Below are 15,829 nucleotides of genomic sequence, written 5' to 3'. Positions count from 1 at the left end.
GTTCTTACCGATGCGGGCGAGCGCCCGTGACCATGTCTGGAAGGCAGGGACCCCATGAGACGGGTTACCCGAAACGGTGTGATCGCCGTCGCCGCCGCCTCCGGCGCGATGGCCGTGACGCTACCGGCGCACGCCGACTCCGCGGCGGACGGAGCCGCCGTCGGCTCACCCGGGCTGATCTCCGGCAACACCGTCCAGCTCCCGGTGCACGTGCCGGTCAGCGTGTGCGGGAACACGGTGAACGTGGTGGGGTTGCTGAACCCCGCCGTGGGCAACGAGTGCGCCAACGTGGACGGCGAGGACGGCCCACATGGGACCGGCCGCCCGCCGGGGGCCGCCGCCCACGGCCACGGCAAGGACTCACCCGGGGTGATCTCCGGCAACGGCGTGCAACTGCCGGTCCATCTGCCGGTGAACGTCAGCGGCAACTCCGTGAGCGTGGTGGGCGTCGGCAACCCGGCGGTCGGCAACCAGTCGGTGAACACCCCCGGCACACCCGATCGCCCCGACCGCCCCGATCGCCCCGACCGTCCCGCCCGGCCGGTCCCCACCCCGACCGCGCCGCCGAAGACCCGGCCGGTGCCCGCCCCCGCCCGGCCCGCCGTCGCCCCGCCGTCCACCGACGCCACCCTCGCCGACACCGGGGCGGACGCCACCCTCCCCGCCGCCCTCGGCGCCACGGCGATGGTCCTGGGCGGGGCGGTGCTGGTACGGCGGTCCCGCCCGCGCGCACCCCGCTGACCGACGACGGACGCCGCGCCTCACCGAGGTCGGGCCGGTGAGGCGGCCGTCCGCGCGGTCAGCAGCACCATCCCGGTGTCCCCGTACTCCGGCAGGGTCGGGTCGGCGTCGATGCGGGTGACGTCGAGTTCGCCGGTGAGCGGCGCGAACACCGCCCTGACGGTTCCGGCGTCCACCGGACAGCCGGGCCAGCGCGAGGCGGGCCCGATCCGGTAGGTGGGCATGTTCTCCATGAACGCGGCGACCAGATACCCGCCCGGCACCACACACCGGGCGAACAGACGGCAGAACGCGGCGAACTCCTCGCGGTCCTCGGTGGCACCCTCGGCGACGAAGTGCATGGACGCCAGCTCGTAACCGCCCGCGGGCAGGTCCCGCACATCGGCGTGCACGACGTCGACCCGGGCCAGCGCCCGCGCCAGCGTCACGGGCACCCGTGGATCCAGCCGCCGGGCCAGCGCGTGGAACGGCAGCCAGCTGGCGTCCGGACGGTCGCGGAGCTGCCGCCGCAGATAGGCGACGTTGCCGGACCCGGCCTCGACCGCGTCGACCCGACGGCACACCGCCGAGGCGAGGACCAGCGGGTACAGGTTCGGACCGGCGCCGAACTCCACACCGCACGCGAGTCCGTCGGGTGGGAGACGGCGGTAGAACGCCGAGTGGTGCGCGATCACCGCGGCGTCCGCGGGGTGCACCTCGCGGTAGTTCTCGGCGAGATAGTCCGCGAGGGGCCAGCGGTCCCAGTCCACGTCGTCGTTGTGCGTCGTCATCGCCGTCTCAGCCCTTCGGTCAGGCGCCTTTCACCCCTTCGCCCGCCGGAAGGACGGACGCCTTCGGCCGTAGCGGGAAGCGCGCCGCCAGCCCGGTCAGCGTGGCGTTGAGCCGGTCGATGTCGGCGTCCGAGTTGAGCGCGGTGATCTGCACCCGGAAACCCACCCGGTCACGCGGCACGAGGGGATAGGGCGCCAGCGTCACATAGATGCCCTCCCGCCACAGGAACGCGGCGACCGCGTCCAGCGCCGCCGGATCGGCCAGCGGGATCTCGACGATCGGCAGCCGGTCCCGGTTGAGGGTCTCCACCCCGAGGGCGTCGAGATGGTCGAGCACCCGGACCGTCTTGCGGTAGAGGTCGGCCCGCAGGACGTCGCCCCGCCGTTCGTTGACGTCGAGCCCCGCCAGCGCCGTCGCCAGGGAGGCGGTCGGCGACGGCCCCGAGTACAGATAGGGCCCGGCGGAGATCTTCAGCCGGTTCTTCAGCGCGGTCGGCAGCGCCAGGAACGCCAGCAGCGACGAGTACGCCTTGGAGAAGCCGCTGACCAGCACGATCCCGTCGTACGACTCCCCGGTGTGCCGCACCACGCAGTTGCCGCGCGAGCCGTACGGGCAGGGCTCGCCCGGGCCCCGCTGCCCGATCACGCCGAAGCCGTGCGCGTCGTCGACGTACAGCGTCGCGCCCCGGCGTCGGCACACCGTCGCCAGCGCGGGCAGGTCGGGGATGTTGCCGCTCATGCTGTTGACGCCGTCCAGACAGACCAGCCGGGGCGCCCCGGACGGGGCCGTGGCGAGCATGGCGTCCAGGTCGCCGGGCCGCTCGGCGTGGAAGCGGCGCAGGGTGGCGCCCTGGCCGCGGGCGGCGTTGCAGCCGTCGTAGAGCGTCTTGTGCGCGGTGGCCTCGAGGAAGACCTGGCCCTGGCCCGCGAGCACCGGGATCACCGAGTTGTGGACCAGGGTGATCGTCGGCAGCAGCAGGGTGTCCTCCGCGCCGAGCAGCGCGGCGAGCCGCTCCTCTATCTCCGGGCACAGGTGCGGGCTGCCCAGCAGCCGCGACCAGCTCGGGTGGGTGCCCCAGCGGCGGACGGCGGGCTCGACGGCGGCGATGATCTCCGGGTCCCAGTCGAAGCCGAGGTAGTTGCAGGAGGCGTAGTCGATCAGCCAGTGGTCGCCGCTGCGGATGTGTCGTCCGCGCACCTCGTCCAGGACCGCGTCGCTCATCGGGCTGGTGCGCCGCAGCCGCTCCAGGTCCCGGTCGCGCTCCCGGGGCCGCACCGGCTCGGGTGGCCGCCGTTCGGCGCGCGGGACGTCGTAGCGGGTGGCCGTCGGGGTGCGGGACGGGCGGCGCAGCACGCGCTCGCTCTGCGCCACCGTCATCGGCCGCGCGAAGAGGAAGCCCTGCCCGAACCGGCATCCCATGCCCGCCAGCAGATCCCGCTGCCCGGCGTCCTCGATGCCCTCGGCGATCACCTGGAGTCCGAGCGTGTCGGCGATCCGTACGATGCCCTCGACCAGCGCCACCTGCTGGGCGTCACGCGTGAGGTCGTCGATGAACGTCTTGTCGATCTTCAGTACGTCGAGGGGGAAGTCCCGCAGATAGCGCAGCGAGGAGAAGCCGGTGCCGAAGTCGTCGACCGCGATGGTCACCCCCAGCTCCTTCAGGTCGTGCAGCACCGACTGGATCTGCGCGTCGTGGCGCAGCAGCACCGTCTCGGTCAGCTCCAGCTGGAGGGTGCCCGGCGCCAGGCCCGGGGTGCGCAGGGCCAGGTCGACCTGGTCGAGGAAGCCGGTGTCACGGAACTGGCGGGCGGAGACGTTCACGCTCACGTACGGCGGTCGGCGGTGCTCGCGCAGCCGTTGCAGCCCGGCCATGTCGTGCACGGCGTGCTGGAGCACCCAGGAACCGAGCGGGGCGATCTGCCCGGTCTCCTCGGCCAGCGAGATGAACTGCTCCGGGCTGACCGGATGGTGCGGGGCGCGCGGCCAGCGCACCAGCGCCTCGAAGCCGACGACCTCACCCGCGGTGATGTCCACGACGGGCTGGTAGCGCAGCGCGAACTCCTTCCCGGCGACCGCCCGGGCCAGCCTGCTCTGCAGGTCGTGCCGCTCGACCATCCGGGTGTGCAGCAGCGGCTGGAAGCGCCGCCACTGCCGCTTGCCCGCCGTCTTCGCCGCGTACAGCGCGAGGTCGGCGTGGCTGAGCAGCTCCTCCGCGTCGGTGCTGTCCCGGGCCGTGGCCACCCCGACGCTCGCGGAGACGGTCACCGACTCCTCGGCCAGCGCGAAGGGGCGGCTCAGCATCTGCACGACCTGTGCCGCCAGCAGTTCGGCGTCGAGGGGTTCGCGGGCGTCCTCCATCAGCACGGCGAACTCGTCGCCGCCGAGGCGGGCCGCGGTGTCCGTGCGCCGCAGCGTCTGGGACAGCCGGTTGCCGACGGCCATCAGCAGATGGTCACCGGCCGAGTGGCCCATCGTGTCGTTGACGAGCTTGAAGTCGTCCAGGTCGATGAACAGCAGGCAGGTCAGCGACGACTCGCGCCGCCCGCGCAGCAGGGCGCGCTCGATCCGCTCCAGGAGCAGGGTCCGGTTGGGCAGCCCGGTCAGCGAGTCGTGGAACGCCCGCTGGGTCAGCTCGTGTTCGAGGCGCCGCTGCTCGGTGACGTCGCGCAGGGTGACCACCAGCCCGGACACGGTCCGCTCGGCCCGGAAGTCGCTGCACCGCACCTCCACCTCCACCCGGCCGTCGCCGCGCCGCACCCACCAGTGGTCGTGGCCGGAGCGCGGCCCCTGCTCCCGCACGGCCGCGAGCTGCCGGGCGGCCCGGTCCCGGTCGCGGTGGTCGAGCAGCTCCGGCAGCTCCGCGCCGACCAGGTCGACGGTGCCGAACACGGACGCCGCGGACGGGCTGGCGTACCGGATGGTGTCGTCGTCCTCGACGATCAGGATGACGTCGGAGGTGTTGCGGACCAGGGTGCGGAAGTACGCCTCGCTCTCCCGGCGGATGACCTCCTGGCGCAGGGTCACGCGTTCCCTGGCGAGTCCGGCGTGCGAGGCGAGGATCTCCAGCGAGGGCAGGGTCTCGGCGAGGCGCCGGGCCGGACCCGCCACCAGGAGCACGCCGGGGATCTGGCCGGACGGACGGTCGGGCCGGGTCATGGGGCAGACCGCGACGGACTCCGGTTCGCCGAGTTCGGCGGCCAGGTCCGGGCCGAGCCGGGCCGGGTCGATCAGGCCGGTGGGCAGTGCGGGCAGTTCGGCGGCGCGCTCCGCGGACAGCAGCAGGGTCCGGTGGTGCACGACGGGCCCGAGCAGCCGGGCCACGGTCGACTCGCAGGCGCGGGTGACCTCCTGGTGCCGGATCGCCGCGACCAACTGGCTGGCCGCCGTCCGCAGCGCGTGCTCCCGGGTGACCGCCCTGCGGTGGGCCACGACCATGCCCGCGAGCCGCAGGATCACCAGCAGGAACAGCACGCCGGAGAACGCCGCGATCACGGCGGCGTCATGACCGGCGGTGCCGGTCAGCCCTCCATACAGCAGGATGCCGGGCGCGATGCAGGTGACCACGGCGAGCACCACGAGCCTGCGCGGGCGGGGCAGCAGCGAGTGCCGCTGCGGCGCGGAGGAGGTCAGCCGGACCATGGAGGGGTGCAGGGCGGCCAGACCCCAGGCCGTGTAGAAGACGATCCATCCGGCGTCGAGCAGGGTGCCCGCCTGCCACATGGAGTTCAGCTGGAGGATCCCGTAGGCGATGTCGAAGCCGAGCAGCGTGGCCGTGCCGACCACCAGCAACTGCACCGAGCGGATCGGTCCGGGCGCCCCGCTCGGCGTCAGCAGCCGGGCCAGCAGCGCCAGCACCAGGACGTCACCGAGCGGATAGGCGATGCTGATGGCGCGCTGCTCCCAGGTCAGCCCCTCGACCACCGACAGCGGCTGCACCAGGTACAGCCACACCGGCAGGGCCAGCCCCGCGGTGACGATCGCCGCGTCCAGCAGCCCGGGCAGGTCGTGGCCCGACCAGCGGTAGCGCACGAGTCCGTACAGCCCGACCGCGAACAGCGGGTAGGTGGCGAGGTAGCAGGCGTCCGCGAGGGAGGGGAAGGGGTTGGCGGCGCCGAAGTACTCCTCCAGGACGTTGTAGTACGTGTCGCCCGTGACGAAGGTCAGCAGCCCGGCGGCCAGCACCCACCAGGGCCAGGCGTGCGCCGGGCGGTGCAGCCGCGCTCCGGCGAGCACGGCGGCGGCGCCCGCGAGCCCGATGACCGCCCACACGGGGGTCCGGGCCGCGGGGACCGTCATGTAGACGGCGGTGGCGGCCGCGACCAGCGCGAGGTACGAGGCCATCAACCGCTGTGCCGACAGCACAGGCAAGTGCCTCCTCACGTGGGAGGAGACCGGGCTGTCCACCTGGTCCGGGGTCCTCTCGATCGTAGGCACCCCGCGTCGGCGACTGCATCTCGGCCGGAGGGAAAAGGCGTTGCCGCGGCGGTGGGACGGGTGCTGGGGTGACCCCATGAACGACACCACCGCGGCCGTACTGGCCCGCTACGACCGTGACATGCGCGAGGGCGCCCTGCCCGACGGCCCGGGCGCCCGGATCGAGCGGTCCGGCGGGGTGGTCCGGCAGGTGGCCCCCGCGCACGGCTGGAACGGCGTGCTGTGGTCCGGCCTGGACGCGGCGGCCACCGACGAGGACGTGGACGCGGTGATCGCCGGACAGATCGAGCACTACGCCGCGCTCGGGCACGGCTTCGAGTGGAAGCTCTACGGCCATGATCTTCCGGCCGGTCTGGGGCGGCGGCTGCTCGCCGCGGGGTTTTCGCCCGAGCCCGCGGAGACGCTGCTGGTCGCCGAGACCGCCGAGGTCCCGCTGGACGTCGAGCCGCCCGCGGGCGTCCGTGTCCGGGAAGTCCGCGACGCGGCGGGCGTCGAACTGCTCACGCGGGTGCACGAGGCGGCCTTCGGCACGGACGGCACCCAGCTGAGGCGGCGGCTGCTCGACCGGCTCGCCGCAGAACCGGACTCCCTGGTCGCGGTGGTGGCCGTCGCCGGGGACGTCCCGGTCAGCTCGGCCCGGATGGAACTCGCGCCGGGCACCCGGTTCGCCGGACTGTGGGGCGGCGGCACGGTCGAGGGCTGGCGGGGCCGTGGCCTCTACCGTGCGCTGGTGGGCTACCGCGCCCGGCTCGCGGCCGAGCGCGGCTACCCCTATCTCCAGGTCGACGCCACCGACCAGAGCCGCCCCATCCTGGAGCGCCTCGGTTTCGTGCCGCTCACGACGACCACGCCGTACGTGTACGAGCGGTGACCGTCAGCGGCGTGCCTTCGAGCGGTCCAGGGCGACCACGCCGAGTGCGGCGAGGCCGATCTGGATGAGCCATTCGACCCAGTCGACGCCCTCCGTGTCGCCCACGTCGAGGGCGCCCGCGAGCGCCGAGCCGATGAGCGCCGCGACGATGCCGACGGCGATGGTCCACAGGACCCCTATGCGCTGGCGTCCCGGGACCACGAGCCGTCCCAGGACACCGATGACGATGCCGATAACAATGGCACTGATGATTCCCGAGATCTCCATTTCCGTCCCTCTTTGTCAAGGCCTTCCCTGACAAGGCGTGTGCCCGCTGAACGCCGAGACAGTCGGACGGGGACCGCTCGGCTCGTGAACGCGCGCCGCCAGCGTGCGGTCGAGCGTGCGAAGTGGCCGCTCCGTGCGGGTCGTCGCGGACCGGCCACTCCCCTTCCCTCCGGCTCCGGTCGGGCCGTCGCTACCGCCTCGGGGTGCTCTTCGCCGCCGTACCCGCGCACATCAGGCCCAGGACCACGGCGAGCGCGCCGATGATGATGTTGTTCCATACGACACCGGCGTCCGGGCTCTCCCCGACGATCCACGACGAGACGATCATCCAGACGCCGATGGCGCAGATCGCCCAGCTCAGGCCGTACATGCGTTCCGGGGTGGTGGTGAACCCGAGGGCCAGCAGGCCGATCGCGATGCCCATGATCAGGTTGTGGGGCACCAGTGCGGGCTGGCTGGTGGTGAAGTGGACGATCCACGGGGACACGGCGCAGTACAGACCGAGCAGGAACACCGGTCCGTCCACGAGTGCCACGTCGCGACCGCCGAGGACACGGGCGTACCGGGCCCGCATCTCGGACGCGTCGGGGTGAGTGGTGAGGTCACCTCTGGTGGGCGAGACGTTGGCCATGACTCGTCTCCTTTGACTAGCAGGCCGACCGCGTCTGGTGCGGTGTGCGGCGCGTGCCGCGCAGGTTTATTTTGCGCTTATTTCGCCCTTATGTGTAGAGGTCAGGTCAGTGCGTAGGGGTCAGGTCGACATGGTCGCGAGGGCGGGGAACCCCGGGAAGCGCCGACTCTCCCCGGGGTCGCTCCGCGCCCGCCTCGAAGGACTGCCGCAGCCGGACCAGTCCCCGGCGCGCGTGACTCTTGACCGTGCCCAGCGGCCAGCCCGTGCGCTCCGCGATCTGGGTCTGCGTGAGGTCCTCGAAGTAGGCCAGCCGCAGCACCCGCCGCTGCGGCGTCGGCAGCCGGTCCAGCTCCCGCCGGATCACGAGGCGGTCCAGGACGTCCTCGGGCCGCTGCGCCGGGGCGTCGGTGATCAGCAGGGCCGGGGCCGCCGAGGCGAGCAGGTCGAGGCGGCGGGTCCGGGCGGCCAGGGCGTCGGCGATCCGGCGCCGGGTGATCCCGACGATCCACCCGGCGACCGGACCGCGCTCGGGCCGGTAGGTGTGCCGTCCCCGCCAGACACCGAGAAACACCTGCTGGGTGACGTCCTCCGCCTCCCCGGCGTCGCCCAGGGAGCGCCGGGCGAGCGCCTGCACCAGTGGTGACCAGCGCCGGTAGAGGGCGGCCAGGCAGGCCTCGTCGCCCGCGACCAGACCCCGCGCCAGCCGGTCCTCGTCACCCGCGACCAGACCCCGCGCCGGCGGTCTCCCGGCGGCCCGCCCGGCCTCCTCGCCGACGGCTCGCCCCGGCTGCCGGGCGGCCGTGCTGCCGGGCGGGACGGTGCTCGTGCGCGGGCTCATGACGACTGCTCCTCACCTCGGGCGCGGCCGGGGCGATCCCCGGTGCCGTCATCGTCCGGGCGCTGACGTCAGGTCCTCAACTCGCGTCGATTCTGCGTCGTATCGACCTCTATAGTCGGCGCATGGCCGAGCCCACGCAGGAGTCCGCAGGCGGTCTGACCACCGGCGCGGTGGCCCGCCGCCTCGGCGTCGCACCCACCACGCTGCGGTCCTGGGACCGCCGGTACGGCATCGGTCCCGCGGTCCGCGCCGACGGCAGGCACCGGCGCTGGACGCCCCGGGACGTGGCGGTGCTGGAGACGATGTGCAGGCTGACCGCCGCGGGCATGCCGCCCGCCGAGGCGGCCCGGACGGCCAGGGAGGGCACCGGCGAGGCCGTGCCGTCCACCGCCGCACCGGCGCGCGCGGCGGGCACCGGGCGCTCCCACGCGGCGGGCACCCTGCCCCTCGGCGACGTCCGTCAGGAGTGCCGGGGCCTCGCCCGCGCCGCCGTGCGGCTGGACGCCCCGGCCGTCGAGGACCTGCTGGCGGCGGCGGTGGCGGAGCACGGACTGACCGTGGCCTGGCAGGAGGTGATGGTGCCGACCCTGCACGCCGTGGGACGCAAGTGGGCGTCCTCCGGCGACCGTTACGTGGAGGTCGAGCACCTGCTGTCCTGGCATGTGTCGACCGTCCTGCGGCGGCACACCCCGGCCTCCGCCGCCCCGGTCGCCGGGCCGGTGGTGCTGGCCTGCGTCCCCGGCGAACAGCACACCCTTCCGCTGGAGGCCCTCAACGCGGGCCTCGGTCAACTCGGCGTGCCCACCCGGATGTTCGGCGCCGCGGTGCCCGTGGAGGCGCTCACCGCGGCGGTGCGGCGGCTGGGCCCGGCGGCCGTGGTGCTCTGGGCGCAGGCCCGCTCCAGCGCGAGCGTTCCGCTGGCCCGGCACATCGCCGCGGCCCAGTGGGGCGTCAAGGGCGCCCGCCGACAGCCGGTGGTGGTGCTGGCCGGGCCCGGCTGGGCCGGGCGGTCCACGCCCGGGATGCCACGGCCGACGAGTCTGCGGGAGGCGCTCGACACCCTGGCCGGGGCGTTCGGCGCCGACCGGCCCTGATCAGTCCCGGCCGCGGGCGCGGCGGAAGCGGTCGAGCCCCTCGGACAGGTCGATGATCGGGTCCGGGTAGTCGATCGCGGCGCGGTCAAGACCGCGCAGCTTCCACGGTTCGTGCACTGCGGCCCCCGCCAGCTCCCCGAGTTCGGGCACCCAGCGCCGCACGTACGCGCCGTCGGGGTCGTACCGTTTGCCCTGGGTGACCGGGTTCAGGACCCGGTTGGGCCGGGTGTCGGTGCCGGTTCCGGCCGTCCACTGCCAGTTGAGCTGGTTGTTGCAGAGGTCGCCGTCCACCAGCAGGTCGAGGAAGTGCCGGGCGCCGACCCGCCAGTCGACGTACAGGGTCTTGGTGAGGAAGCTCGCGGTCAGCAGCCGTCCGCGGTTGTGCATCCAGCCCTCGTGCGCCAGTTGGCGCATCGCCGCGTCGACGATCGGGTAGCCGGTACGGCCCTCGCGCCAGGCCGCGATGTCGTCGCGCGCCGAGCGCTCGGAGCGCCAGCGGTCGTGCCGGGTGCGGTAGTCGGCCCCGGCCGCGTCCGGCCGGGCCGCCAGCACCTGGCGGTGGAAGTCGCGCCAGGCCAGCTGCCGTACGAACGCCTCCGCGCCCGAGCCGCCCGCCCGGCGGGCCCGGTGGACGAGTTCGACGGGGGAGAGGGTGCCGAAGTGCAGGTGCGGGGAGAGCCGGGAGGTGGCGTCGCCGGACAGGTCGTCGTGGCGGTCCTCGTAGTCCCGGACACCGGAGCGCAGCCAGGCCGTCAGCCGCTTGCGCCCCTCCGTCTCGCCTCCGGCGGGCAGCGCGGGGGAGAGGCCGGAGAGCTGCTCGCGGGACGGCAGCCGCTCGGAGCGGACGTGCTCGGGAACGCGGACCACGCGGGGCGCGCCGAACGTGCCGCGCGGTCGCCGCTCCGCCCAGCGGCGGAAGTACGGCGTGAAGACCGCGAAGTGGTCGGAGGCCGCCGGGGTCAGCTCCCCGGGCGGCACCACCGTGGTCACCGTGTCGTGGACGAGCAGCCGCCGCCCCTCCGCCTCCAGCGCCCGCCGCAGCCGCGCCTCGCGCAACTGCGCGTACCCGCTGACGTCGGCGGCCAGGTGCACCTCGTCGGCGTCCGCCTCGACGACCACCCGGCACACCTCCTCCACCACGTCGCCCGAGCGCACCACGAGGCGCCCGCCGCGCTCGCGCAGCCCCGCGTCGAGATCGGCCAGGCAGTCGGCGAGGAACGCCAGCCGGTTGGGCGCGGCGAACCCGGCCCCGGCCACCGACCGGTCGCGCACGAACAGCGGCACCACCTCGCGGGAGCCGTCGAGGGCGGCCCGCAGCGGCGGATGGTCGTGCAGCCGCAGGTCGGCGGTGAACAGGACGACGGCGACGTTCATGAGGTGCGCTCCGTGGCGGGGACGGACGGGGCCCGGTCGGCGGCTGCCGCGCGGGCGATGTTGCGGGCCATGCCGCCGAACACCAGGGCGTGGAAGGGGGACACGCCCCACCAGTAGGCGTGGCCGAGCAGCCCGCGCGGATGGAACAGTGCCCGCTGCCGGTACCGGGTGCGGCCGTCGCCGTCCCGCTCGGCGTACATCTCCAGCCAGGCCAGGCCCGGCAGCCGCATCTCCGCCCGCAGCCGCAGCAGGCGGCCCGGCTCGATCTCCTCCACCCGCCAGAAGTCCAGGGAGTCGCCCACCCGCAGCCGGTGCGCGTCCCGGCGGCCCCGGCGCAGCCCGACCCCGCCGACCAGCCGGTCCAGCCAGCCGCGTGCCGCCCAGGCGAGCGGGAAGGAGTACCAGCCGTTCTCCCCGCCGATGCCCTCGATGACCCGCCACAGCGCCTCCGGTGTGGCGGGTACGAGCATCTCGCGCCGGTCGGTGTAGAGGCTGCCGCCCGCCCAGTCCGGGTCGGTGGGCAGCGGGTCGCTGGGGGCGCCGGGGACGGCCGCGTTGGACCAGCGGGTGGTGACCTGGGCGTCGCGCACCCGTTGCAGGGCGAGCCGGACGGCCTCGTCGAACCCGAGGGGGTGTCCGGGCGGGTCCGGAACGTACCGTGCGATGTCGTGTTCGCGGCAGACCACCTCGTGCCGCAGTGACTCGGCCAGCGGCCGGGCGATGGACGCGGGCACCGGGGTCACCAGGCCCACCCAGTGGCTGGACAGTCCGGGCGTGAGCACCGGCACCGGCACGACGAACCGGCGCCCCAGTCCGGCGATGCGCGCGTAGCGGACCATCATGTCCCGGTACGTCAGCACCTCCGGACCGCCGAGGTCGAAGGCCCGGCTGACCTCCCGGGGCATCTCCGCGCTGCCGACGAGGGCGCGCAGCACGTCCCGTACGGCGACCGGCTGGATGCGGGTGTGCACCCAGCTCGGGGTGACCATCACCGGCAGCCGCTCGGTGAGGTAGCGCAGCATCTCGAAGGAGGCGGAGCCGGAGCCGAGGATGACCGCCGCCCGCAGCACGGTCGTGGGGACACCGGAGTCCAGCAGGATGTGGCCGACCTCGGCCCGGGAGCGCAGGTGCGGAGACAGCTCCGTCTCCGGGATCCCGGCCGGGGTCAGACCGCCCAGGTAGACGACGCGGCGGACGCCCGCCGCCCGTGCCGCCGCCGCGAAGATCCGCGCCGCCCGCCGGTCGGTGTCCTCGAAGCCCTTGCCCGTGCCCAGCGCGTGCACCAGGTAGTACGCCACGTCGACGTCCCGCATGGCGGCGGCGACGGACGCCTCGTCGGTGACGTCGCCGCGCACCACCTCCACCTCGCCCGCCCAGGGGTGGTCGCGCAGCTTGCCGGGGGAGCGCGCCAGACAGCGCACCCGGTGCCCGGCCGCGAGCAGCTCCGGCACCAGTCTGCCGCCGATGTACCCGGTGGCACCGGTCACCAGCGAGCGTGGGCCCGCTTCCCTGTCGTCGGCGTTCATCCGCTGTCGGTCCTTTCGTGCGTGTCCCTCTGGGATCACTTCCACGCGGGGTGCGCTGCCGGATGCGTGCCCGCCCACGGTTCCCCCGCCGCACTTCTATAGGCTGATCGCGTGGCCACAGCAGACGACCGGGAACGGCACTCCCCGGGCGGGGAGCCCGGCGCGGACCCGGCGACCGACCTCCAGTCCTTCGCCGTCCACCTGCGGCGGCTCAACGGTGAGATCAACCGTCTGGTGCAGGACTTCGCGGGCGACCACGGGCTGCACGCCACCGACGTCCACGCGCTCGCCGCGATCCTGGACGCCGACGGCCCCATGACCCCGGGCCGGTTGCGCGAGCACCTGGGGCTGACCTCGGGCGCGGTCACGGCCTGCGTGGACCGGCTCGAACGCGCGGGCCACATCCGCCGGGTCCGCGAGAGCGCCGACCGCAGGGTGGTCCACCTGTACTACGACACCGACGCCCGCCCGGCCGCCCGGACGTACTTCCGGCCGCTGGCCACGGCGACCCGGGCGGCCACCGGCCGGTTCACGGGCGACGAACTGGCCGTGGTCCTGCGCTTCCTGGCCGCCCTGAACGAGGAACTGGCCACGGTCAGGCCGCACGACCGCTGAGCAACCCGCGTATCCGGTCCCCTCCGGCCGCATCCGGGGACCGGTCGCGGGCGGAACCCCCCGTGTGCCCTACGATCACCTCGGCCGAAAGATATCTCGATGATTGAGATTCTTTTCCATTGAGGTATCTGTCGTCGACGTGCCCTGCCCGACCCGGAACCGGAGAACCATGACCCCCAGCCCCCGACGCGCCCGCCTGCTCGTCCCCTTGCTGCTGCTCGCCGTCTGGCTCGGGATCGGCGGAGCCCTCGGCCCCTTCGCCGGACGGCTCGGCGAGGTCGCCACCAACGACCAGGCCGCGTTCCTGCCGCGCAGCGCCGAGTCCACCGAGGTCATCGACCAGCAGAAGGCCTTCCGGCAGGACGAGACGCTGCCCGCGATCGTCGTCTGGACCGACCGGTCCGGAGCGGACATCGAGGACCGCCGCACCGCCGCCAGCCAGGCGCTCGCCCAGCTCACCGGCGCCCCGGGCGTCGTCGGAGGGGTGTCCCCGGCACTGCCCTCCGACGACGGCGAGGCCCTCCAGGGCGTCGTCCAGCTCAGTCCCGGCCTCGGCGACGCGCTTCCCGACGCCCTCGACCGGATCCGCACCGCCGCGGAGGGCGTCCCCGGCACCACGGTCCAGCTCGCCGGACCGGCCGCCAGCCAGGCCGACCTGTCCGAGGCGTTCGCCGGGATCGACGGCCTGCTGCTCGCCGTCGCCCTGGTGACCGTCCTCGCCATCCTGCTGCTCGTCTACCGCAGTGTGCTGCTCCCGCTGGTGATCATCCTGGGCGCGGTCTTCGCCCTCGCCCTCGCCTGCGCGATCGCGTACGTCCTCGCCGACCACGACCTGGTGCGCGTCGACGGACAGGTCCAGGGCATCCTCTCCATCCTGGTGATCGGCGCCGCCACCGACTACGCGCTGCTGCTCACCGCCCGGCACCGGGAGGAACTGGCCGCCCGCGCCGACCGGTTCGCCGCGGTCGGCGCGGCGCTGCGGCGGTCCTGGGGCGCGATCGTGGCCAGCGCCGCGACCGTCGCCCTCGGCCTGCTCGCCCTGTTGCTCAGCGACCTGACGAACAACCGGGCGCTCGGACCCGTCGGCGCGCTCGGCATCGCCTGCGCGGTCCTGAGCACCCTCACCTTCCTGCCCGCCGTACTGGTCCTCCTCGACCGCGCCGCCTACTGGCCCGGCAAGCCGCGGCCGGACGACGGCGGTCGGGGCGCGGGCGCCGGGGTGTGGCGGCGGATCGCCGACCTGGTCGACCGGGCGCCGCGCCGGGTCTGGGCGGTGGCCCTGGCCGGACTGCTGGCCTGCGCCGCCTTCGCCCCCACCCTCACCTCCAAGGGCGTGCCCCTGGACGAGATCTTCGTCAACGACGCCCCTTCGGTCGCCGCGCAGAACACCCTCGGGCGGCACTTCCCCGGCGGCTCCGGCAACCCCGCCGTCGTCCTCGCCGATGCCGACCGGCTCACCGAGGTCGTCGACGCCGCCCGCGCCACCGAGGGCGTCGCCTCCGCGGCGGCCGTCGGCGAGAGCGGCCGTCCCGGCGGCGCGCCGCTGGTCGTCGACGGGCGGGTCCGCGTCGACGTCACCCTGGGGGACGCCGCCGACAGCGACGCTGCCAAGGACACCGTCGCCCGGCTGCGGACCGCCGTCCACGCGATACCGGACGCGGACGCCCTCGTGGGCGGCTACACGGCGCAGCAGTACGACACCCTGCGCACCGCCGAACGGGACCGCGCCCTCATCGTGCCGGTCGTCCTCGCGGTCATTCTCGCCGTACTGGTCCTGCTGCTGCGCTCCCTGCTGATGCCGGTGCTGCTGGTGGCGACCGTGGCGCTGAACTTCTTCGCCACCCTCGGCGTCTCGGCGCTCGTCTTCGAGCATGTCTTCGGCTTCACCGGCACCGATCCGTCCGTGCCCCTGTACGGCTTTGTCTTCCTCGTGGCGCTCGGCGTGGACTACAACATCTTCCTCATGTCCCGGGTCCGCGAGGAGTCGCTCCGCCTCGGGGTGCGCCGGGGTGTGCTGCGCGGCCTCACGGCGACCGGCGGGGTGATCACCTCCGCCGGGGTGGTGCTCGCCGCGACGTTCGCCGCGCTCGGGGTGATCCCGCTGGCCTTCCTCGTGCAGGTCGCCTTCATCGTCGCCTTCGGCGTCCTGCTGGACACCCTCGTCGTCCGGTCGCTGCTGGTGCCCGCGCTGGTGCGGGACATCGGGCCGTTCTCCTGGTGGCCGGGGCGGCTCAGCCGCGAGTCGGGGCAGAACACGCCCACTTGACATGACCGCGGTCATCCAGGGCAGGCGCAGAGAAGGGACAAGTCGACGATCCGGAGGTGTCTGCCGCCATGGGCGCGAAGGTGCTGGAACGGTTTCCCGCGGGGTCTCCGCGCGGATCGTGGCCCGCGGAGGAGTACGCGGCGCGACGGCGCGCGGAGGGCGACGCCGACGCGACCGTCGTGATGGACCTGGAGTCGGACTCCTTCCTCGTCCTCGTCCCCACGCGGGACGAGACCTGAGCGGACGGCGCCCCGGCGGCACCCGGCCCGGTCCCCGACCGGCGCGGCGCCCGTTCCCGGCCTTGGGCTGGGCGCCGTCCGCACCCGGCCCGTTGCCGGTCACGCGCTGAGCGCCGTCCGTACCGGCCCGTTTCTAATGATGCGCTGGCCGCCGTCCGCTCC

At 74.1% G+C, this 15,829-nt stretch carries 13 protein-coding genes; 6 read left to right on the top strand and 7 right to left on the bottom strand.

What is annotated here, in order from left to right; all coding sequences use genetic code 11:
- Positions 1-54 precede the first annotated feature (54 nt).
- Positions 55-741, top strand: coding sequence for a chaplin (locus ACFVQG_RS00405; protein WP_383375108.1), 687 nt, complete (start codon positions 55-57; stop codon positions 739-741).
- Positions 742-761: 20 nt separating this feature from the next.
- Here ACFVQG_RS00405 and ACFVQG_RS00400 read toward each other — a convergent pair whose 3' ends face one another.
- Complete coding sequence (locus ACFVQG_RS00400) at positions 762-1,511, bottom strand: class I SAM-dependent methyltransferase (RefSeq protein WP_383375106.1); 750 nt, start codon at positions 1,509-1,511, stop codon at positions 762-764.
- Between the two features lie 19 nt (positions 1,512-1,530).
- A complete protein-coding gene (locus tag ACFVQG_RS00395) occupies positions 1,531-5,853 on the bottom strand; it encodes an aminotransferase class I/II-fold pyridoxal phosphate-dependent enzyme (protein ID WP_383376478.1) in 4,323 nt (1,440 codons plus the stop codon).
- 169 nt (positions 5,854-6,022) lie between these two features.
- Between ACFVQG_RS00395 and ACFVQG_RS00390 the strand changes: the two genes are divergently transcribed.
- The gene (locus ACFVQG_RS00390; protein ID WP_383375104.1) at positions 6,023-6,817 is read left to right on the top strand and encodes a GNAT family N-acetyltransferase; all 795 of its coding nucleotides are present in this window, start codon (positions 6,023-6,025) and stop codon (positions 6,815-6,817) included.
- A gap of 3 nt (positions 6,818-6,820) precedes the next feature.
- Here the strand turns inward: ACFVQG_RS00390 and ACFVQG_RS00385 are convergent, their stop codons facing one another.
- The 3 genes from ACFVQG_RS00385 to ACFVQG_RS00375 form a co-directional block, all read right to left on the bottom strand.
- The gene (locus ACFVQG_RS00385; RefSeq protein WP_383375102.1) at positions 6,821-7,084 is read right to left on the bottom strand and encodes a GlsB/YeaQ/YmgE family stress response membrane protein; all 264 of its coding nucleotides are present in this window, start codon (positions 7,082-7,084) and stop codon (positions 6,821-6,823) included.
- Positions 7,085-7,274: 190 nt separating this feature from the next.
- Positions 7,275-7,715, bottom strand: a complete 441-nt coding sequence (locus tag ACFVQG_RS00380; RefSeq protein WP_383375100.1) for an SPW repeat protein — start codon at positions 7,713-7,715, stop codon at positions 7,275-7,277.
- 106 nt (positions 7,716-7,821) lie between these two features.
- On the bottom strand, positions 7,822-8,553 hold the full coding sequence (locus ACFVQG_RS00375) for an RNA polymerase sigma factor (protein WP_383375098.1): 732 nt from the start codon (positions 8,551-8,553) through the stop codon (positions 7,822-7,824).
- 122 nt (positions 8,554-8,675) lie between these two features.
- Between ACFVQG_RS00375 and ACFVQG_RS00370 the strand changes: the two genes are divergently transcribed.
- Complete coding sequence (locus ACFVQG_RS00370; RefSeq protein WP_383375094.1) at positions 8,676-9,647, top strand: MerR family transcriptional regulator; 972 nt, start codon at positions 8,676-8,678, stop codon at positions 9,645-9,647.
- On the opposite strand, the gene ACFVQG_RS00365 is transcribed toward ACFVQG_RS00370, so the two are convergent.
- Positions 9,648-11,021, bottom strand: a complete 1,374-nt coding sequence (locus tag ACFVQG_RS00365) for a cryptochrome/photolyase family protein (RefSeq protein WP_383375090.1) — start codon at positions 11,019-11,021, stop codon at positions 9,648-9,650.
- Positions 11,018-12,547 carry an SDR family oxidoreductase gene (locus tag ACFVQG_RS00360; RefSeq protein WP_383375087.1) on the bottom strand — a complete coding sequence of 510 codons (1,530 nt, stop codon included), beginning with the start codon at positions 12,545-12,547 and terminating at the stop codon, positions 11,018-11,020. The genes ACFVQG_RS00365 and ACFVQG_RS00360 overlap by 4 nt, the downstream gene beginning before the upstream one ends.
- Before the next feature lie 111 nt (positions 12,548-12,658).
- Between ACFVQG_RS00360 and ACFVQG_RS00355 the strand changes: the two genes are divergently transcribed.
- The 3 genes from ACFVQG_RS00355 to ACFVQG_RS00345 all read left to right on the top strand — a co-directional run bounded on the left by ACFVQG_RS00355 (position 12,659) and on the right by ACFVQG_RS00345 (position 15,667).
- Positions 12,659-13,162, top strand: a complete 504-nt coding sequence (locus ACFVQG_RS00355; protein ID WP_383375085.1) for a MarR family winged helix-turn-helix transcriptional regulator — start codon at positions 12,659-12,661, stop codon at positions 13,160-13,162.
- A gap of 169 nt (positions 13,163-13,331) precedes the next feature.
- A complete protein-coding gene (locus ACFVQG_RS00350; RefSeq protein ID WP_383375082.1) occupies positions 13,332-15,428 on the top strand; it encodes an MMPL family transporter in 2,097 nt (698 codons plus the stop codon).
- Positions 15,429-15,484: 56 nt separating this feature from the next.
- A complete protein-coding gene (locus ACFVQG_RS00345; RefSeq protein WP_383376534.1) occupies positions 15,485-15,667 on the top strand; it encodes a hypothetical protein in 183 nt (60 codons plus the stop codon).
- Positions 15,668-15,829 lie beyond the last annotated feature (162 nt).

It is taken from the genome of Streptomyces sp. NPDC057877 (assembly GCF_042796855.1).
Lineage (GTDB): Bacteria > Actinomycetota > Actinomycetes > Streptomycetales > Streptomycetaceae > Streptomyces.
Note: the sequence above shows the minus strand (reverse complement) of the source record. Positions and strands in the feature narration are given on the sequence as shown.